This window comes from Exiguobacterium sp. (assembly GCF_020832205.1).
Taxonomy (GTDB): domain Bacteria; phylum Bacillota; class Bacilli; order Exiguobacteriales; family Exiguobacteriaceae; genus Exiguobacterium.
In genome coordinates, this window is record NZ_JAFIFD010000024.1 from 68,227 (window position 1) to 84,088 (window position 15,862).

The window sequence follows — 15,862 nt, forward strand, 5'->3', positions numbered from 1 at the left end:
TTACATCACTTCCTCAATCGCTTTAGTCACGTGTTCATTGGCGATGATCGAATCATCTTCCTGGAGGCCGAAGGCGACGTTCTCCTCGATCCACTCCCGGCGATGGGCGACGTTGTCTCCCATGAGCACCGAGACGCGCTTGTCGGCGACGGCGGCATCATCGACTGTGACGCGGATGAGCGTCCGTGTGTCCGGGTTCATCGTCGTCTCCCACAGCTGGTCGGCGTTCATCTCACCGAGACCTTTGTAGCGTTGGAGGATATAGCCTTTCTTATACACTTTGACGAGCTTCTCGAGCGCCTCTTCGTCCCAGGCGTACTCGAACTGTTCCGACTTGCCTTTCCCTTTCGAGATGCGATAGAGCGGCGGCAAGGCGACGAACACTTTGCCGGCCTCGACGAGCGGGCGCATGTAGCGGAAGAAGAACGTCAACAAGAGCACTTGAATGTGGGCCCCGTCCGTATCGGCATCGGTCATGATGATGATTTTGTCGAAATTGCAGTCCTCGAGGTCGAAATCGTGGCCGACACCGGCCCCGATCGCGTGGATGATCGTGTTGATTTCCTCGTTTTTCATGATGTCTTGAAGTTTTGACTTCTCCGAGTTGATGACTTTCCCACGGAGCGGCAAGATGGCTTGGAACGTCCGGTCACGGCCTTGTTTGGCCGAACCGCCGGCCGAGTCACCCTCGACGAGAAACAGTTCGTTCTTGGCGGCGTTCTTCGACGTCGCCGGTGTCAGTTTCCCGTTCAAGATGCTCGAGCGTTTCTTCTTCTTGCCGTTACGCGCTTCTTCCCGGGCTTTCCGGGCGGCCTCGCGGGCCTGGGCGGCGCGGATCGCTTTCTTGATCAGCATCGTCGCCATCTGCGGGTTCTCCTCGAGGAAGATCGTCAGTTGCTTGGCCATGACCCCGTCGGCACTCGTACGGGCCTCAGGCGAGCCGAGTTTCGACTTCGTCTGTCCCTCGAACTGGAGGAATTCCTCTGGGATCCGTACCGAGACGATGAGCGTGAGCCCTTCACGGACGTCACCGCCGTCAAGGTTCTTATCTTTCTCTTTCAACAAGCCGTTCTTCCGGGCGTACTCGTTCACGATTCGGGTCATCGCCGTCTTGGCACCGACTTCGTGTGTACCACCATCGCGCGTGCGGACGTTATTGACGAACGAGAGCACGTTCTCTGAGTAGGCGTCCGTGAACTGGAAGGCGAGTTCGAGCTCGATGTCGTTCTCGGTCCCTTCGAAGTAGACGATCGGGTGGAGTGTCGCCTTGTCGTCGTTCAAATACTGGACGAATTCGGCGATCCCTTCCTCGTAATGGAACGTCTCTTCTTTACCAGAACGCTCGTCCGTCAGCGTGATCGTCAATCCTTTCAACAGGAAAGCCGATTCCCGCAGCCGTTCGGCGAGCGTGTCGTAGTTGTACGTCGTCGTCGAGAAAATGCTTGCGTCCGGTTTGAAAGTGACACTCGTCCCGGTCTGGCGTGTCTTCCCGGTCTCGAGAAGAGTCGTCTGTGGGACGCCGCCATCGGCAAACGTCTGCTCAAATATTTTGCCGTCACGGTAAATCGTCACGACGACCTTGCTCGAGAGGGCGTTCACGACCGAGGCGCCGACCCCGTGGAGCCCTCCGGACGTCTTATAGCCGCCTTGGCCGAACTTTCCGCCGGCGTGGAGGACGGTGAAGATGACCTCTGGCGTCGGTTTGCCGGAAGCATGCATTCCCGTCGGCATGCCACGTCCGTGGTCACGGACCGTGATGGCATCGTCTTTATGGATCGTCACGTCGATCTGTCCGCCGAAGCCGGCGAGCGCCTCATCGATCGCGTTATCGACGATCTCATAGACGAGGTGATGCAGCCCGCGGTGGTCGGTCGAACCGATGTACATTCCTGGGCGTTTTCGTACGGCCGTGAGTCCTTCGAGCACCTGGATGGCGTCTTCATTGTAATTGAATAAATCTGTTGACATTTCCGTCACCTCAATTTCGAACACACGTTCGTTTTTCTAACCTATTGTATAGCGATTTTTGAATTCTGGCAAGCCTCCCTTGTCACGCTTGACACGTGAAAAAAAGGAGACCTACCAAGGAGGCAGGTCTTAGCCGATCAAGCGGGCATGCTCGACGTAGATGCATCGGTTCTCGACGTAATCGATCCCGGCGTCGCGGGCGATTCGTTCGGCCTCGGCACTCGAGAGCCCGAGTTGGTTGAAAATGAGCCCGACATCCCCGTGCCGGACAGCATCCTCGGCGACGCCGGCCAAATACTCACTGCGCCGGAACACATCGACGATATCGATATGGCCCGGGATGCTTTCGACGGTCGGATACACCTTGCGTCCGTTCCACGTCTCGAGCGTCGGGTTGACCGGGATGACCGTGTACCCTTGCAGCAGCAGATAGTCTGCGATCTGGTTGGCCGTCTTGTTCGGATTCGAGGAGATCCCGACGACGGCAATCGTCTTCGCTTCCTCGAGCAATTGTTTCAAACGCTGGTCGTCCATTCCAGTAGCCCCCTTTTGTTTACGTTCTCAGTGTACCGTTCCCCTAATCGCGGTTCAAGGTTTATTTTCAATTTACATACAACTGTAACTCTTTCCTTTTTTTAAAACAAATCAATTGGTTTACTATAACTTATTATGTAAACCATGTTAAGAGCCTTCGATTATCGAATATACTGGTCGATGTTCGTTCGGGTGTAAAATCGCCCACACAAGAACGTTGCGTGAAATATCTATTTCACGCAATTATACGGACCGTTCTTAGCGGTTCTCGACAGACAGATTGACGTGATTTCACGAACTTGCATGGGCAAACGGAGGTGAGTTCGGTATACTGGTAAAAGGAGGTGTTCACGTGGGGACTGCCTATGAGGAACGTCGCGGTACGTTATACAACTACCGCATCACTTTATACGGGAACGCGCTCGCCTGGTTCATCCACGTCGTGTTCTTAATCACATTTTGGCGGCTCGACGTCGGTCTGCTCGCCTGGTCGAACGTCGCGAGCGTCCTTTACTACTCGATTTCATTTTATTTCGTACATAAGCGTTACTATCGGACGTTCTTCACCGGCTTGTTCATCGAAGTCGTCTACAACGCCGTCATCTCGACGATCGTCCTCGGCTGGGGTGCGAACGTCCACTATTTCATCATCATGGCCGCTTACGGTGTGTTCTTCATGCCGAACGTGAGCCGACTCGTCCGTATCGCGACGACAGGCCTCGCCATGGCTATTTACGGTTTCCTGTACGTCACCGTGACGACAGGGACGCAACCGCTCACCCCGTCGTTCGAGCAAGGACTGGGCCTCTTTTGCCTTTTGTCGACGATCGGACTCATCGCCGGACTCTCGTTCATCTTCGAAGGGTCGGTCGTCGAGGTGACGTCCGAGCTCGAACGGACGAACGGGCGCCTGCATACGCTCGCCTCGCGAGACGGACTGACCGGCCTCTACAACCGCATGACCGGGTCGGCCCATATCGAGACGGCGATCGAACGGACCGTCTCAGCAGGGCGGCCTTATGCTGTCGCTCTCGCCGACATCGACCACTTCAAAGCGTTCAATGAACGGTACGGACACGACTGCGGCGACCTCGTCTTGAAACGTGTCGCCGCCACCTTGACGTGGACGGACGCCGTTTGCGTCCGTTGGGGCGGCGCAGAGTTGCTCCTGTTCATCGAGGGCCAGTCAGAAGAGGAAGTCGCGACGAGCCTCGACGAGCTGCGCGCCCGTATCAAATCTACCGAGACGATCTATGAAGGGTCACGTTTACATGTGACGATGACGTTCGGTGTCTCATACCGGGACGGATCCGCCGCCGCATGTGTCGAGACGCTTGTCAAAGAAGCCGATGACCGGCTACGGGCTGGTAAACAGGCCGGAAAAGACCGGGTCATCACATCGATTTGTTAATGAAGGAGTGATTACTGTTGAGTTTGTTTCGTCAACTCGGTCAAGCGCCGGCACCAACCGCTGCACGCCGTTTTGACTTGAACGGTTATGAGCGGATGCCCGGCTTCATCCAACGATTTTTGAACCACATGGCGGCCAAGCACTACTCTGAACAGACCGCCCAGCGCTATTTATACGACTTTATGGACTTCTTCCGGTGGGTCGAGATGGCGAGTGCGGCAGAAGTCGACCCATCGACCGTCGAGGCCGACTCGTTCATCGAGTTCGACCATGCGGGAGCCGATGCGTACGCGACATACCTTGCCCTCGAGCTCGACAACGCACCGAGCGTCATCAATCGGAAGTTGTCCTCGATGCAGTCGCTCTTCAATTTCTTGATCGAGAGCGGAGTCACGACGACGAATCCGTTCCAAGCCGTAGAGCGGCCGAAGCGGGCCAAACGCAACCCGATCTACTTGACCGAGCAGGAATGGCTCGACTTCTCGACGCTCGTCCGCAGCAACGTCGGCATGTCCGACCGCGAGGCGGCTTGGTTCGAACGGAACCGGGACCGGGACTTCCTCATCATCCAACTGCTCGGGCTGACCGGCATGCGCGTCTCGGAGCTCACCGGCCTCGATTGGAGCGATATCGACTTGACGACCGGCACGATCCGCGTCATCGGAAAAGGTGATAAAGAACGCCTCCTCCCGCTCGCGACCCCGTTGATCGCCTTGCTCGAACAGTCGGCAAGTCCGCGTAGCGGCCCGTTGCTTCGGTCCGATGCCGGAAAACGGATCGCCGTGCGAACGGTGCAGCATATGTTGAAGGGTCACATCGACCGGTTGAAGCCGTATTTGCCTTTCCTCGTCCATAAACAAGTGACGCCGCACAAACTTCGTCATACGTTTGCCTCACGTCTGGCGATGGCAGGGGTCGACGTGTTGACGATCCAACAACTGCTCGGACACGAATCGGTCGCGACGACACAAGTGTATGCCCATATCGGTGACGAGAAGAAAAAACAAGCGATAACCGGTTTACGATAACTTATTATGTAAACCAGACTATAAAGACACGGTCCCCATGTTTCAGGGAACCGTGTCTTTTCACAATTGTCGTGTCGACAAGATGACGATCGTGTCATCGAGCACCGTATAGTAAGCGTCCTCGAACGACTGACGTTCGTTCGCCTCGAGATGGAAGATGCTGACGCCCCCGCGTTCGCCCTCTGCCGATTCGTGGACAAAATATGTCCCAGCGAGCACGCGCTCGAACGGGGCCGTGTCTAAATAGCGCGCGCCCGTCGTCGCATCGATGAGTTCCGTATGCTCTGCCGACTCTTCGACTTTGATGAAGATCGTCGAGCCGACATCATCGTACGTGAAGTCGATCGGTTCGTAAGCGCCCCAATCGATGACCCCGACCTCACGCAATACGTCAGGTGCCGTCAGTTCGTAAATCGTCTCTTCGTTCGCTTCATCGATGAACGCCGCGAACCGGAGATGTCCATCTTTCTCTCCGAGATACTGCACGGTGTCCCCTTCCCCGTGCAGCCGAATCAAGTCCTCGAACGGAACTTCTTCCGCCTTGGCCCAAATCGATTCGACGGCCTCTTCGAGAGAGCAGACGAGGATCGCCTCCGAGTGGTCAATCGGGTCGTCCGGGGAGACCCGGCCCGATTCTAGCGCGTCATAATAATCGAATTCGTCGAGGCGTGCGTTGCAGACGACGTACGGGACCCCTTCGAACTCGGTCGTGAACAAATACAGTTCCCGGAAACGTCCGGCCTGACCGATGAGCCGCTCATCGCGAATCCGCTCTTGGCGGCCCGTCTCGGCGTCAAAAAGCCACGCCTCGTCTGTCGATTCATAGTTCGTCAAAAAGAGGAAGTAACGATCCGCGAGCGCCCAATAGAGTGTGCTGTTGCCCCGTTTCTCGAACGTGGCGAGCACGTCTTCACGGCCGGAACGATAGTCGAGCGCGACGAGCTCGGTCCGGACGACACCCGACCGGTCCGGTGTCTCGTTCAAAAAGTACACGCGGCCGTTGCTCATGAACAGTTTAGAGATTCCGTAGTCTTCATAAGGGCGCCGGTTGATCTTGGTGACGGCCCCGTCCACCTCATCGAAACGATAGATGGAGAAACCTGTCTCTCCTGACTTTTCGCGATAGTAGACGGATGAGTCGGTGACGGCGATCAAATCCTCATGGCTGATCGGCATCGCTCTAGCATCGACAATTCTCATAAGGCACCTCTTTCATAAGGAGACTCGAGCGGCTCGACAGTGACGAGTCCAGGCGGCCGTTTCGGGAACGAGACGCGTAAATGTGCGTATTCGATGACCGACTGATGGGGGTCGGATTTCTCGATCCAACGGACGCGTTGTTGATTGGCGAGCGCGTGCCCGATTTTCTCTTCGATTTGGAATTTAGAAATACCCCGGTACGCAACTTCTTGTATATACGTCGCCTCGTCCGACTCGAACTGTTGCCAAATCCCCATGACGAGTTGACCGAGCGCCGAGACGCGATGGTCTGGCAGCCGTACCGTCCGTAACGTCTGTTCGACTTCATTCAGGCAAACAATCGGATCGTCGGCGACCGCGAACAAGCGCTTGGCGGAGTTGTTCATGACACGATAGCGGCGTTTGCCACTCTCGAGCCGAAGCACTTGAGCGTAAGGCTCGACCGGGACGCCATGGAAGAACGTCTCCGTCCCGCCCCAGGCAAAACCGAACGAGGGATCGAATTTTCGAATCGTCCGCATGAAGGCGAGCATGAAGTCCTCGACTTCCCGCCGCTCAAGCCGGAGCCATTCCGCAAGGGCGAGCGGACCTCGTTCTTTCGAGATGCGATCGACCGGGAAAAATAAATCCCCCTCACTGAGTCGATGGGGCCGAAGCTCCGTCCCGTCAGCGCGGTAGTCTGTCGCCGGTCGCCCGCTCCGTCCGGCGTAGACGATCCACTCATCATCCGTGCTTTCGAACGCATACGCCTGGTGGGCCCAAGGCGGCGTCACGTATAAAGCCGGGTACTCCTCGTACGTCTCAAGGTGCAAGTACGAGCGGTCATTCCAAACTTGGGCGAGCAGACGGACGATTTCGCCTGTCTCTGAATCTTTCGGAGCGATGTAGTTGCCGGTGTTCCCGATATACGTCAACAAGTGGAAATCGTAGGCGTGGTACAAATGGCGGACGATCCGTTCGAACACAGCGGCGACCATGCGCTCGAACAAGGGATGCTCTTCGCTCCGGTCGACCGTCGTCGCGTCGACGGTGCACATAAGCCAGCCCATCCGTTCATAAAGCCGGACCCGGAGCGGATAGAAGATGAGCGGAGACGAGGACGCGTGGATCTCGGTCAGTCCGAGATTGGCCATATTTTCGACCTGGAGCGTGAAGCCGCTCCGTCTCAGCTGCTCCTCCATCTTTTTCTTCCAATTGATCGTCTCCATCGTCTCACCTGCTTTCTAGCGCCATGTTCGTTGGCTCGTTGTGAAATTTTTCCCGTTTCTCGTTTCATACAAACGCGTTTCCTGTGCGTTGTTCATTCTCGCCCACTTGCCGAATCAAGCGCTCGAGAGCCTCGTCGATGAGGGTGCGACGCGTCCCGAAGTTCAATCGTTCGAACGAGCGCCCGGATTCCCCGAACGGCACCCCTGGCGAGAGGAAGATGCGAACGTCTTCTTGCAGCCACTTCTTACGCGCCTCCGGTTCGAGACCGAGCGGCTCGAAGTCGATCCAGAGCAGATAGCTCGCCTCAGGCATATAACAAGTCAGTTGCGGCATCGAATCACGGAAGCGACCGACGACATATTGCGCCTGTTCCTCGAGCTCGGCCGTCAACTGATCGAGCCACCGCTCGGCCCGGGGGTCCGTGTACGCCGCGATGATGGCCGTATTGGCGAACGGCGTCGGCAGGACGTGATGTTTGTTCTGGACTTGGATGATGCGCTTGCGCCAGGCGTCATCCGGACAGATGATGTACGAAGCGAACAGTCCTGCGATGTTGAACGCCTTCGAAGGCGCACTCACCGTGATGACTTGTTCATCGAGCTTTCCGATCGCAACGTGCTGTTGGGACGGATAGGTCAAGTCGGCGTGAATCTCATCGGCGACGATGATGACGTCATGACGTCGCGCCAACTCGATGACACGAGCGAGCTCGGACTCCGTCCACACGCGTCCGACCGGATTGTGCGGCGAGCAGAGTAAGAACAGTTTCGCTTGGCGCATCGCCGCCTCAAGGGCGTCAAAGTCCATTTCGTAACGACCATTGACTTGGATGAGCGGGGCGTCGAGCAGTTCACGCTTCAATCCTGTCACGAGTTCATGGAACGGAGGATAGACGGGTGACTGGATGACGACCCCGTCCCCTTCTTCGGTCAACGCCTCGACGATATGGGTCAGCCCGGGGACGACACCGCTTGAGAACAAGACATGGTTCGGGTCGAACTTGACGTCATGACGACGACTGTACCAGTCACTGACCGCTCGTTGTGCATCACGGGAGAAGAGTGTATACCCAAACTCCCCCGTCGCTGCCCGTGCCGTGAGTGCCTCGCTGATGGCGGGTGCGGTGCGGACATCGATATCCGCCACCCATAACGGGAGCACATCCGATTTCAAATGGAACCAGCGCTCAAGTCCATCCCATTTCACCGAGTCGGTGCCGGTCCGGTCGAGCGTTTGATGTAAGATTGATTTCATGTTCATCCCTCCTCTTCTTACTGTAACAAAAATGAAGAGGTCCTTGTCGGCAAAAGCGTGGCAGATTTTCGAGACGTGGTCTATAATCGAGCAAGACAAAGACATGGAGGTGAGAACGATGACCGTGACCGTCATCCGCCATAAGCGGCGAAAACGGGCCGCATTTTATGTGACGACAGAAGGCGTCGAGCTCCGTATCCCGGCCCGGCTCCCGCAACGGGTAGTCGATGCCATCTTGCGCGACCACGCGGACTGGATCGAGACGCGGCTTGCTGCCATACCGCAAGTGAGCCCGTTGCCGGAAAATCGTCTCTTCTACCGGGGCGACACGTTACCTCTCATCCGTTCAAGCTCCACCCGTTCGTTTACATATGACGGGGAGAAGTTCCTCTGCCCAGGCCACTGGGACGAACCGACGTTACGAGACGCGTACGAGCGCTGGCTCCGCGAGGAGGCGCTGCGGCATGTCACGGAACGCGCGGCGCGTTACGAGCGGTTGCTCGGGGTGCGTGCGACAAACATTCGGATCGGCCACCAAAAGACGCGTTGGGGCTCCTGCAGCTCAACAGGCACCATCTCGATCAACGTCCGCCTCATGCTCGCCCCACCGGAAGTGCTCGATTATGTGATTGCGCACGAGTGGGCGCATCTCGTCCATTTCGATCATTCAAAATCTTTTTGGTCGACCGTCGAATCGGTCTATCCGAACGTGGCATGGGCGAAGGATTGGCTCCGACAAAATGGACATACGCTGCGCATCAAAAAAACCAATTGAACGAGGGCGTTTCCTGCCCCGGACGATTGGTTTTAATTCTTCAGATGACCGTGGTGAACTGCTCGGTCGCGCCGTTCAACGATTCGGCCGACTGTTCGATGCTCTCGAACCGACGCAATGTCTCTTCCATGATGGTCACGCTGGCGTGGATGTCCTCGTTCGATCGTGATACCCCGTCGACGATGGAGGCGAGCTCTTTGTTCATCCCGTCCGTATTGGCGCGCACTTCGATGACGGCACGTTCGACGAGACGGGATAGGTTGCGTACTTCTGTCGCGACGACGTTAAACCCGTTCCCGTGCTCCCCGGCCCGGGCCGCTTCGATTGCCGCATTGAGCGACAATAAATTTGTCTGCGCGGCGATTTCTTTAATCGTGCTCGCGATTTTCGTAATCTCACTGGCTTGCTCTTGCAGCTTCCCGAGCGTCGACAAGTTGACGGACGCGTCCCGCTCAAGGCGCTCGATCGTCTTCTTCAAATGATGGCTCTCTTCCATACCGCTCTGAGCCCGCGCGTCCAAGTCTTCTGCCAAGTCCCGGAATGAGCGCGCATAACGTTCGATCGTCAGCTGCCGATCGGTGATGTCCGAAGCGATTTTCACGACACCAACGACCTCGTCCCCTTCGAAGATCGGCATATACGTCGCCTCGAGCCAGATCGATTCGCCGCGGGCGTCGATGCGCTCGATCTTGTCGGATGCACTGAAGCCGCTGAACAGTTTGTTCCAAAACGCCTGATAATCGGAACTGCCGACGAATTGCGGCGTGCAGAACAAATGGTGTTGCATGCCGATCATCTCATCACGGCGATATTTCATCGTCTTGGCGAACAAGTCGTTCACGTCGACGACGCGGCGCTGACGGTCGAAACGGATCATCGCCATATTGGCGGCGATTGTAGTCAAGACGTCCGGTGCTGCGAGCGTACGATTGCTAAGTTGTGTCATTCCGATTAATCCCACCTTAGTTACATGAATTGTATTAGGACTTTATCCCTTTAATGTGTTGGAATTTCAGTTTACCGTGTGAGAAAAGTCCCGCCTAGTGAGGATTTGTACAGATGGTCAATATCTTGAGTTTGAAGTATTTACCATGTAGAATCCTTTTCATTAAGCAAGAAAGGAACACCCGAAATTGGGTGTTCCAGATGTTTTTCAGCGCCGGTTGTTTCTTCATTTGAACGCTTGGGGGAATACGTCCTGGAACGTCTCAGCCCCTTCACTCGTCAACTTAAACTGCCGCTCTGTGTCAATCTCTTTTATGTAAACATCAAGCTTACTTGACCTTTTGTGATAGGAAAGCTCAAACTGTTGGCCACGGTTTCCTTGGAATAGCGTCAAATAGTTGTACGCGCCGGACTCACCGACTCGTTTCGTCGGGTTCGCTTCATTAAGCGCTTCAATCAATCGCTCATGCGCATCATGGCCGAGACTGATCGCATCCGGGTAATAAAACGGCACGTTCGGTTGATAAGCGCTTCGATGTAGATAGGCGAGTGACATAGGTTCAACTTCTGATGGTTCTCGTAACAGGGCGTTGGGGTGAAAACGAATCGAGAGCTTCTTCGTGACAATCTGTCCGTCTAACTCAAACGTTAATTCATATAATGGAGACGGTTGAAGAGGGTCTAATGTTTTTTCCTCAACTAACGCCCGTACCGAAACGTGGTCTGCCCCTTGAACGAAGTCGCTGTCGTGTATCGGGTGCGTCCCGTAGTATCTGCCATCATGTGAAAGGAGCATATAAGGTAGATTTGTACTCACATCATACCCGAGCGCGACGTATGTGTCTTGTTTAACGAGGTAAGGTGCAAAGTCGAAATACGGATGATAAATCCCTTCATCTCCGATACCGAATTCGATGACCCCATTGAAGCTAGGTGAGATTGTCATCAATGTTTCGGTGAACGGTCGTATTCTCTGTCCTTGACCGTCTTCATAAATCGAGTCTTTACGCTGTAGCGTGTCCCGCGCCTCATCTGCGGCCGATTCGATATGAGGGCGTATTGGTATTTCGATTCCTTGCTCGTCCTTCAGAAAATCAGGACGTGTCTCAAGCTTGACGGCCCGATATCCTTCAAGATGATTGGATTGACAGAGCGCATAGAGCGACTCCCCTTCGACATATGCGACTTGGGAGAACGCGTACGTCGTTCCATCTTGCTCAGTGAAGGGCATTCGTGTTGCATAGGCGATACCGAGCATCGTCAAAGCCTCCCCTTCGATTTCAGAGACCAGCTCCTGCTCCTCACATTGTGTGAGAATCGTTTTCGGGTCGGCTTGTTGGACCTGTTCATCCATCGTCACACGTTCGGCCGTCCAATGGGACTCGATATAATTATACCGCACGACATCCTCCGATTCATCGCAACCTGATAGCGTAAGGATGAGTCCGAAGGCGATCAAATAGAAGTATTTAGTTTTACATCTTTCTCGATTCATGGCGACACTCACTTTCTCACTTGGGGGAAGTACGAAAAGAACGTCTCGGCCCCTTCACTCGTCAATTTATACGTCTGTTCCGACAAGAGGTCGGTGATGTACACGTCATGTTTCTTCGACCGTTGTTTAAACGAGATGGCGAACTGCTGTCCTTTCAAGCCGTCCACGATTGTCAGTAGTGGGTACGCACCCGTCTCGCCGCTCCGTTTGACGGGCTCGGCCAACTCGATGGCCTCGATTAGCTCATCCATATCGGTCCCCGCTGCCTTGAGGACGTCCGGGTAACCGAGCGTCTCGTCAAAATTGAACGGTTTCTTATGGACGTATACATATGGCTCCGCACCCCGATTCGCCAACTGTTCGTCTGCGAATTGCTGCCTCAGATCTCGGTCTTCTTCTGTACTGAACGTCCCTTCCCGATACGTCAAGGTCACTTCAGACGTCTCGCTCTTCCCCTCTTTCTTATAATGAAATGCAAAAATCGGGTAAGACACATCCGGTATGAGGACATCCGCATCGAGCGGTAGCCGTTCGACCTCGAGTGACTCGAAGCGAGGGGCCGACTCCGTCGCATCGAACGTCACCTCGAGTGGTTGGGAAGAGATGTGTCCGTCCCCGTATCGCATCAAGATGTAAGGTAACGACTCGCTCTCGCTCGATGCGAACATCATCTGGATATCACCGATCCCTGCGGACGCCGGTTCAAACATATGAAGCGGGAACAACGGCGGCCATCCGTCGATTGCAATCTCGATTTCACCGTAGAACGCCTGTGAGTAAGAGAACACGGCATCACGGAACGGTTCGAGCTTGAACGGATGGTCCTGCAACGTATCCGCTTTGAGGAATGCTTCCTTGTCCGATGCTGAGACCGGTAACACGACCGGTGCCCGGTCGACCGGTTGCGCGGAGGCGACTTGTTGCGGGAACGATTGAACGACTTCCGCCTGGAGGTACGGCGAGACCATGTCCCGGCAGACCGCGTACAGTTGGTCCCCTTCCACATACGTGACCGCCTTGTACATGAAGTCATCTCCTGCGTTCGTGAACGGAGGACGGCTCACTACGATTGTATCGTGTACAATCAGTTCACCCTCGAGTACCGTCGTCAATTCACCCGTACACGCCTCGAGCACCGTTCCGACATCAGTCATCGGCTTCTTATCTGTCGTATAATGGCCGACAATCCAATGTTCATCGATATAATCTAATTTCAGTGCGCTGTCCCGCTCGCTCCCGCACCCTGAGAGGATGAGCAGACTCAACGCGATTGCTATCATTTTCGGCTTCAATCGTACCGCCCCTTTTTTCTTGATGCTCCAATTTTACCATTATCTTACTTATTAAAATACATAAAAAACCCGCCTTGTGGGCGGGCGTCATCACTTATACACTTCGATCGATGGCACGCGTCAGTCGCGTCTCGACATCTCTGGCGATCGACTGGAGCGAATCATCTTCAATCAACTCAATCAGTTTCGTCGGCTTCGGCATCCCGACATGAGTCGCGCCGTCCTTCGTGAACACGGCGAGCTTGCACGGGAGGAAATAGCCGCCCTCGCGGTGCGCCGTCAACACTTTTTTCGCCTCTTTCGGGTTACACACCTCAAGGATGCGATAGTCCCCGTCAATCGCCTGTCCTTTTTCCTCGAGCGTCTCGCTCAAATCGAAATCCCACAACACGCCAAACTCTTCTTCTTTGAGCGTCACTTTCAACTTCTCGACGACATCCGCCACCGATTGATCCGTCTTCACTGTGTAATCAAACATGCGTTTCCCTCCTTGGTTGTAGTCTCTTTCGTCATGTACCCGAACTCGCTTAGAACGAACCGTACTGTCCTCATGAAAAAAAGTGTATGTGATTTGAAACATATTCTTGCTCCGTCTCGTATGGATGAGAGAAAATAAAATGATCCAACCTTACAAAAAGGAGATGTGGTTGTCGTGGCGGTCACCGTATTCACGCATACAAGTTGCAGTTCTTCCCGCAAGACGATCGATTGGTTACGTGAACAGAATATCCCGTTCATCGAGAAAAAATTGACCGATCAAGGGATGTCATTCAACGAGTTCAAAGATATGCTCCGACTCACCGAGAATGGGACGACCGACCTGTTGTCCGTACAGAAGAGTGTGTATAAACAGGCGGCGGACCAATTGGATGAGATGTCGCTCCGCGAACTGTATAGTTTTGTGGCGACGCACCCACAGATTTTGAAAAGTCCGATCGTCGTCGATGACAACCGAATCCAGATCGGGTTCAGCGAGAAAGAGATTCGCACGTTCATCCCCCGACATGACCGGATCGCCGAGCTCAAACGATTGCTCGACAACAAGTAAGAGCCCTGCCGAAGCAGAGCTCTTTTTCTTATGCCTTCTTCAGATGGGCCGCCAAACGGTTACCGAACGATTGAATCGACTGGACGAGCAAGATCAAGACGAAGATCGTCACGTACATGACTTCCGGTTCGAAACGGAGATGCCCGTATTGATAAGCGATATCGCCGAGACCGCCCGCCCCAACGAGACCGGCCATCGCGGTCGCCCCGATCAATCCGATCGTCGCGATCGTCAAACCGAGCACAATCGACGAGCGGGCCTCACGGATGAGGACGTACCAGATGATTTTCCGCGTCGAGATGCCCATCGCCTCATACGCCTCGACGACGCCACGGTCGACCTCGAGGAGCGCCGACTCCATCAGCCTCGCGATATACGGTGCCGTGAAGACGATGAGCGGGAGAAGGACACCTTGCACGCCGATCGTCGTCCCCATGATGAAGCGCGTGAACGGCAAGATGAAGAATAACAGGATGATGAACGGGATCGAACGGACGACGTTGATGACGCTAGAAAGGGCACCATAGACGTAACGGTTCGACAGTCGCCCGCTCGGACGCGTCAAGACGAGGAGCGGCCCGAGCGGCAGTCCGATGAACGTCGAGATGACGAGGGCGATGCCGGTCATCGTCAACGTCTGGAGCGTCCCGTTCCAAATCAAGTCACCCCAATCGGTCCAAAACTGTAGCATGGTTCGTCACCTCCTTCACTTTCACACCGCTCGCTTCGAGGTAGCGGACAGCTTGATCGGTCTGTCCCGCCTCGCCGTCGAGGTGAACGAGCAAGTTGCCGACGAGACCGCCTTTTAACTTTTTGATGCCACCGCCGATGATGTTCGGGAGCAGCCCGAACCGCTTCGTCAGCTGGGCGAGCACCGCCTGTTCAGTTTGGCTGCCGATGAACGACAAGTGGACGAGCGTCCCGTGAGTGCTCAGTTCCTCGACGACTTCTTCCGGGACGTCGAGGTTCGTCTTCAAGAATTTTTGCGTCGTCGCGTGTTGTGGGTCCGAGAACACGTCGAGCACGTTCCCCTCTTCGACGATCTTGCCACCGTCGATGACGGCGACACGGTCACAGATCCGCTCGATGACTTCCATCTCGTGGGTGATGAGGAAAATCGTCAACCCGAGCTCGCGGTTGATTTCCAGCAACAAGTCGAGAATCGACTCGGTCGTCTCCGGGTCGAGCGCGCTCGTCGCCTCATCGCTGAGCAGAATGTCCGGCTCATGCGCGAGGGCACGGGCGATGGCGACGCGTTGTTTTTGGCCACCTGAGAGCTGCTCCGGGTAATGATTACGATGGTCGGTCAGTCCGACGATGTCGAGGTATTTGTCGACGCGTTGTCGGATCGTTTGTTTATCGAGTCCCTCTAAGCGGAGCGGGATGGCGACGTTGTCTTCGACCGTGGCCGTTTTGAGCAAGTTGTAATGTTGGAAGATCATCCCGATGCGGTGCCGGAGCTTCGAGAGTTCCTTTTTCCCGAGTTTCGTGATGTCTTGCCCTTCGATCTCGACTTGGCCCGACGTCGGGCGTTCAAGCAGGTTGATCATCCGGATGAGCGTACTCTTCCCGGCACCGCTTCGTCCGATGATGCCGAAAATCTCGCCTTTTTCAATCGTGAGCGAGACGTCATCGAGCGCCGTGACCGTACCTTTGTTGACAGTGAACGTCTTTTTGATCTGTTTTAGTGCAATCATGGCGCC

General features: G+C 55.1%; 15 protein-coding genes. 4 read left to right on the plus strand and 11 right to left on the minus strand.

The features are described from left to right. A complete protein-coding gene (parE, locus tag JJU47_RS05630; RefSeq protein WP_228616952.1) occupies positions 1-1,968 on the minus strand; it encodes a DNA topoisomerase IV subunit B in 1,968 nt (655 codons plus the stop codon). A gap of 129 nt (positions 1,969-2,097) precedes the next feature. Then, positions 2,098-2,502, minus strand: coding sequence for a CoA-binding protein (locus JJU47_RS05635; protein WP_228616955.1), 405 nt, complete (start codon positions 2,500-2,502; stop codon positions 2,098-2,100). 352 nt (positions 2,503-2,854) lie between these two features. Here JJU47_RS05635 and JJU47_RS14675 point away from each other — a divergent pair, with 352 nt between their 5' ends. Both JJU47_RS14675 and JJU47_RS05645 read left to right on the plus strand, forming a co-directional pair. Next, positions 2,855-3,913, plus strand: a complete 1,059-nt coding sequence (locus JJU47_RS14675; RefSeq protein ID WP_228616957.1) for a GGDEF domain-containing protein — start codon at positions 2,855-2,857, stop codon at positions 3,911-3,913. Positions 3,914-3,930: 17 nt separating this feature from the next. Then, the gene (locus JJU47_RS05645; protein ID WP_228616959.1) at positions 3,931-4,941 is read left to right on the plus strand and encodes a tyrosine-type recombinase/integrase; all 1,011 of its coding nucleotides are present in this window, start codon (positions 3,931-3,933) and stop codon (positions 4,939-4,941) included. Between the two features lie 60 nt (positions 4,942-5,001). On the opposite strand, the gene JJU47_RS05650 is transcribed toward JJU47_RS05645, so the two are convergent. The 3 genes from JJU47_RS05650 to JJU47_RS05660 all read right to left on the minus strand — a co-directional run bounded on the left by JJU47_RS05650 (position 5,002) and on the right by JJU47_RS05660 (position 8,604). Further along, complete coding sequence (locus JJU47_RS05650) at positions 5,002-6,141, minus strand: hypothetical protein (protein WP_228616961.1); 1,140 nt, start codon at positions 6,139-6,141, stop codon at positions 5,002-5,004. Beyond that, positions 6,138-7,349: a hypothetical protein gene (locus JJU47_RS05655; RefSeq protein ID WP_228616963.1), complete on the minus strand. Its 1,212-nt coding sequence runs from the start codon at positions 7,347-7,349 to the stop codon at positions 6,138-6,140. Before JJU47_RS05655 ends, JJU47_RS05650 begins: the two co-directional genes overlap by 4 nt. Positions 7,350-7,413: 64 nt before the next feature. Next, positions 7,414-8,604, minus strand: coding sequence for a MalY/PatB family protein (locus JJU47_RS05660; protein ID WP_228616965.1), 1,191 nt, complete (start codon positions 8,602-8,604; stop codon positions 7,414-7,416). 118 nt (positions 8,605-8,722) lie between these two features. Between JJU47_RS05660 and JJU47_RS05665 the strand changes: the two genes are divergently transcribed. Continuing rightward, a complete protein-coding gene (locus JJU47_RS05665; protein ID WP_228616967.1) occupies positions 8,723-9,379 on the plus strand; it encodes a M48 family metallopeptidase in 657 nt (218 codons plus the stop codon). Between the two features lie 40 nt (positions 9,380-9,419). Here JJU47_RS05665 and JJU47_RS05670 read toward each other — a convergent pair whose 3' ends face one another. From JJU47_RS05670 to JJU47_RS05685, 4 genes are all read right to left on the minus strand, one after another. Further along, the gene (locus JJU47_RS05670; protein ID WP_228616970.1) at positions 9,420-10,325 is read right to left on the minus strand and encodes a methyl-accepting chemotaxis protein; all 906 of its coding nucleotides are present in this window, start codon (positions 10,323-10,325) and stop codon (positions 9,420-9,422) included. Positions 10,326-10,550: 225 nt separating this feature from the next. After that, a complete protein-coding gene (locus JJU47_RS05675; protein WP_228616972.1) occupies positions 10,551-11,726 on the minus strand; it encodes a hypothetical protein in 1,176 nt (391 codons plus the stop codon). A gap of 101 nt (positions 11,727-11,827) precedes the next feature. Beyond that, the gene (locus tag JJU47_RS05680) at positions 11,828-13,111 is read right to left on the minus strand and encodes a hypothetical protein (RefSeq protein WP_228616974.1); all 1,284 of its coding nucleotides are present in this window, start codon (positions 13,109-13,111) and stop codon (positions 11,828-11,830) included. 94 nt (positions 13,112-13,205) lie between these two features. Further along, on the minus strand, positions 13,206-13,589 hold the full coding sequence (locus tag JJU47_RS05685; protein ID WP_228616976.1) for a DUF302 domain-containing protein: 384 nt from the start codon (positions 13,587-13,589) through the stop codon (positions 13,206-13,208). A gap of 174 nt (positions 13,590-13,763) precedes the next feature. On the opposite strand from JJU47_RS05685, the gene JJU47_RS05690 reads away from it, so the two are divergent. Then, positions 13,764-14,159, plus strand: a complete 396-nt coding sequence (locus tag JJU47_RS05690) for a Spx/MgsR family RNA polymerase-binding regulatory protein (RefSeq protein WP_228616978.1) — start codon at positions 13,764-13,766, stop codon at positions 14,157-14,159. A 28-nt stretch (positions 14,160-14,187) separates the two neighbouring features. On the opposite strand, the gene JJU47_RS05695 is transcribed toward JJU47_RS05690, so the two are convergent. Next, a complete protein-coding gene (locus JJU47_RS05695) occupies positions 14,188-14,850 on the minus strand; it encodes a methionine ABC transporter permease (RefSeq protein WP_228616980.1) in 663 nt (220 codons plus the stop codon). Beyond that, complete coding sequence (locus JJU47_RS05700; protein WP_228616982.1) at positions 14,822-15,856, minus strand: methionine ABC transporter ATP-binding protein; 1,035 nt, start codon at positions 15,854-15,856, stop codon at positions 14,822-14,824. Before JJU47_RS05700 ends, JJU47_RS05695 begins: the two co-directional genes overlap by 29 nt. Positions 15,857-15,862: the final 6 nt, after the last annotated feature.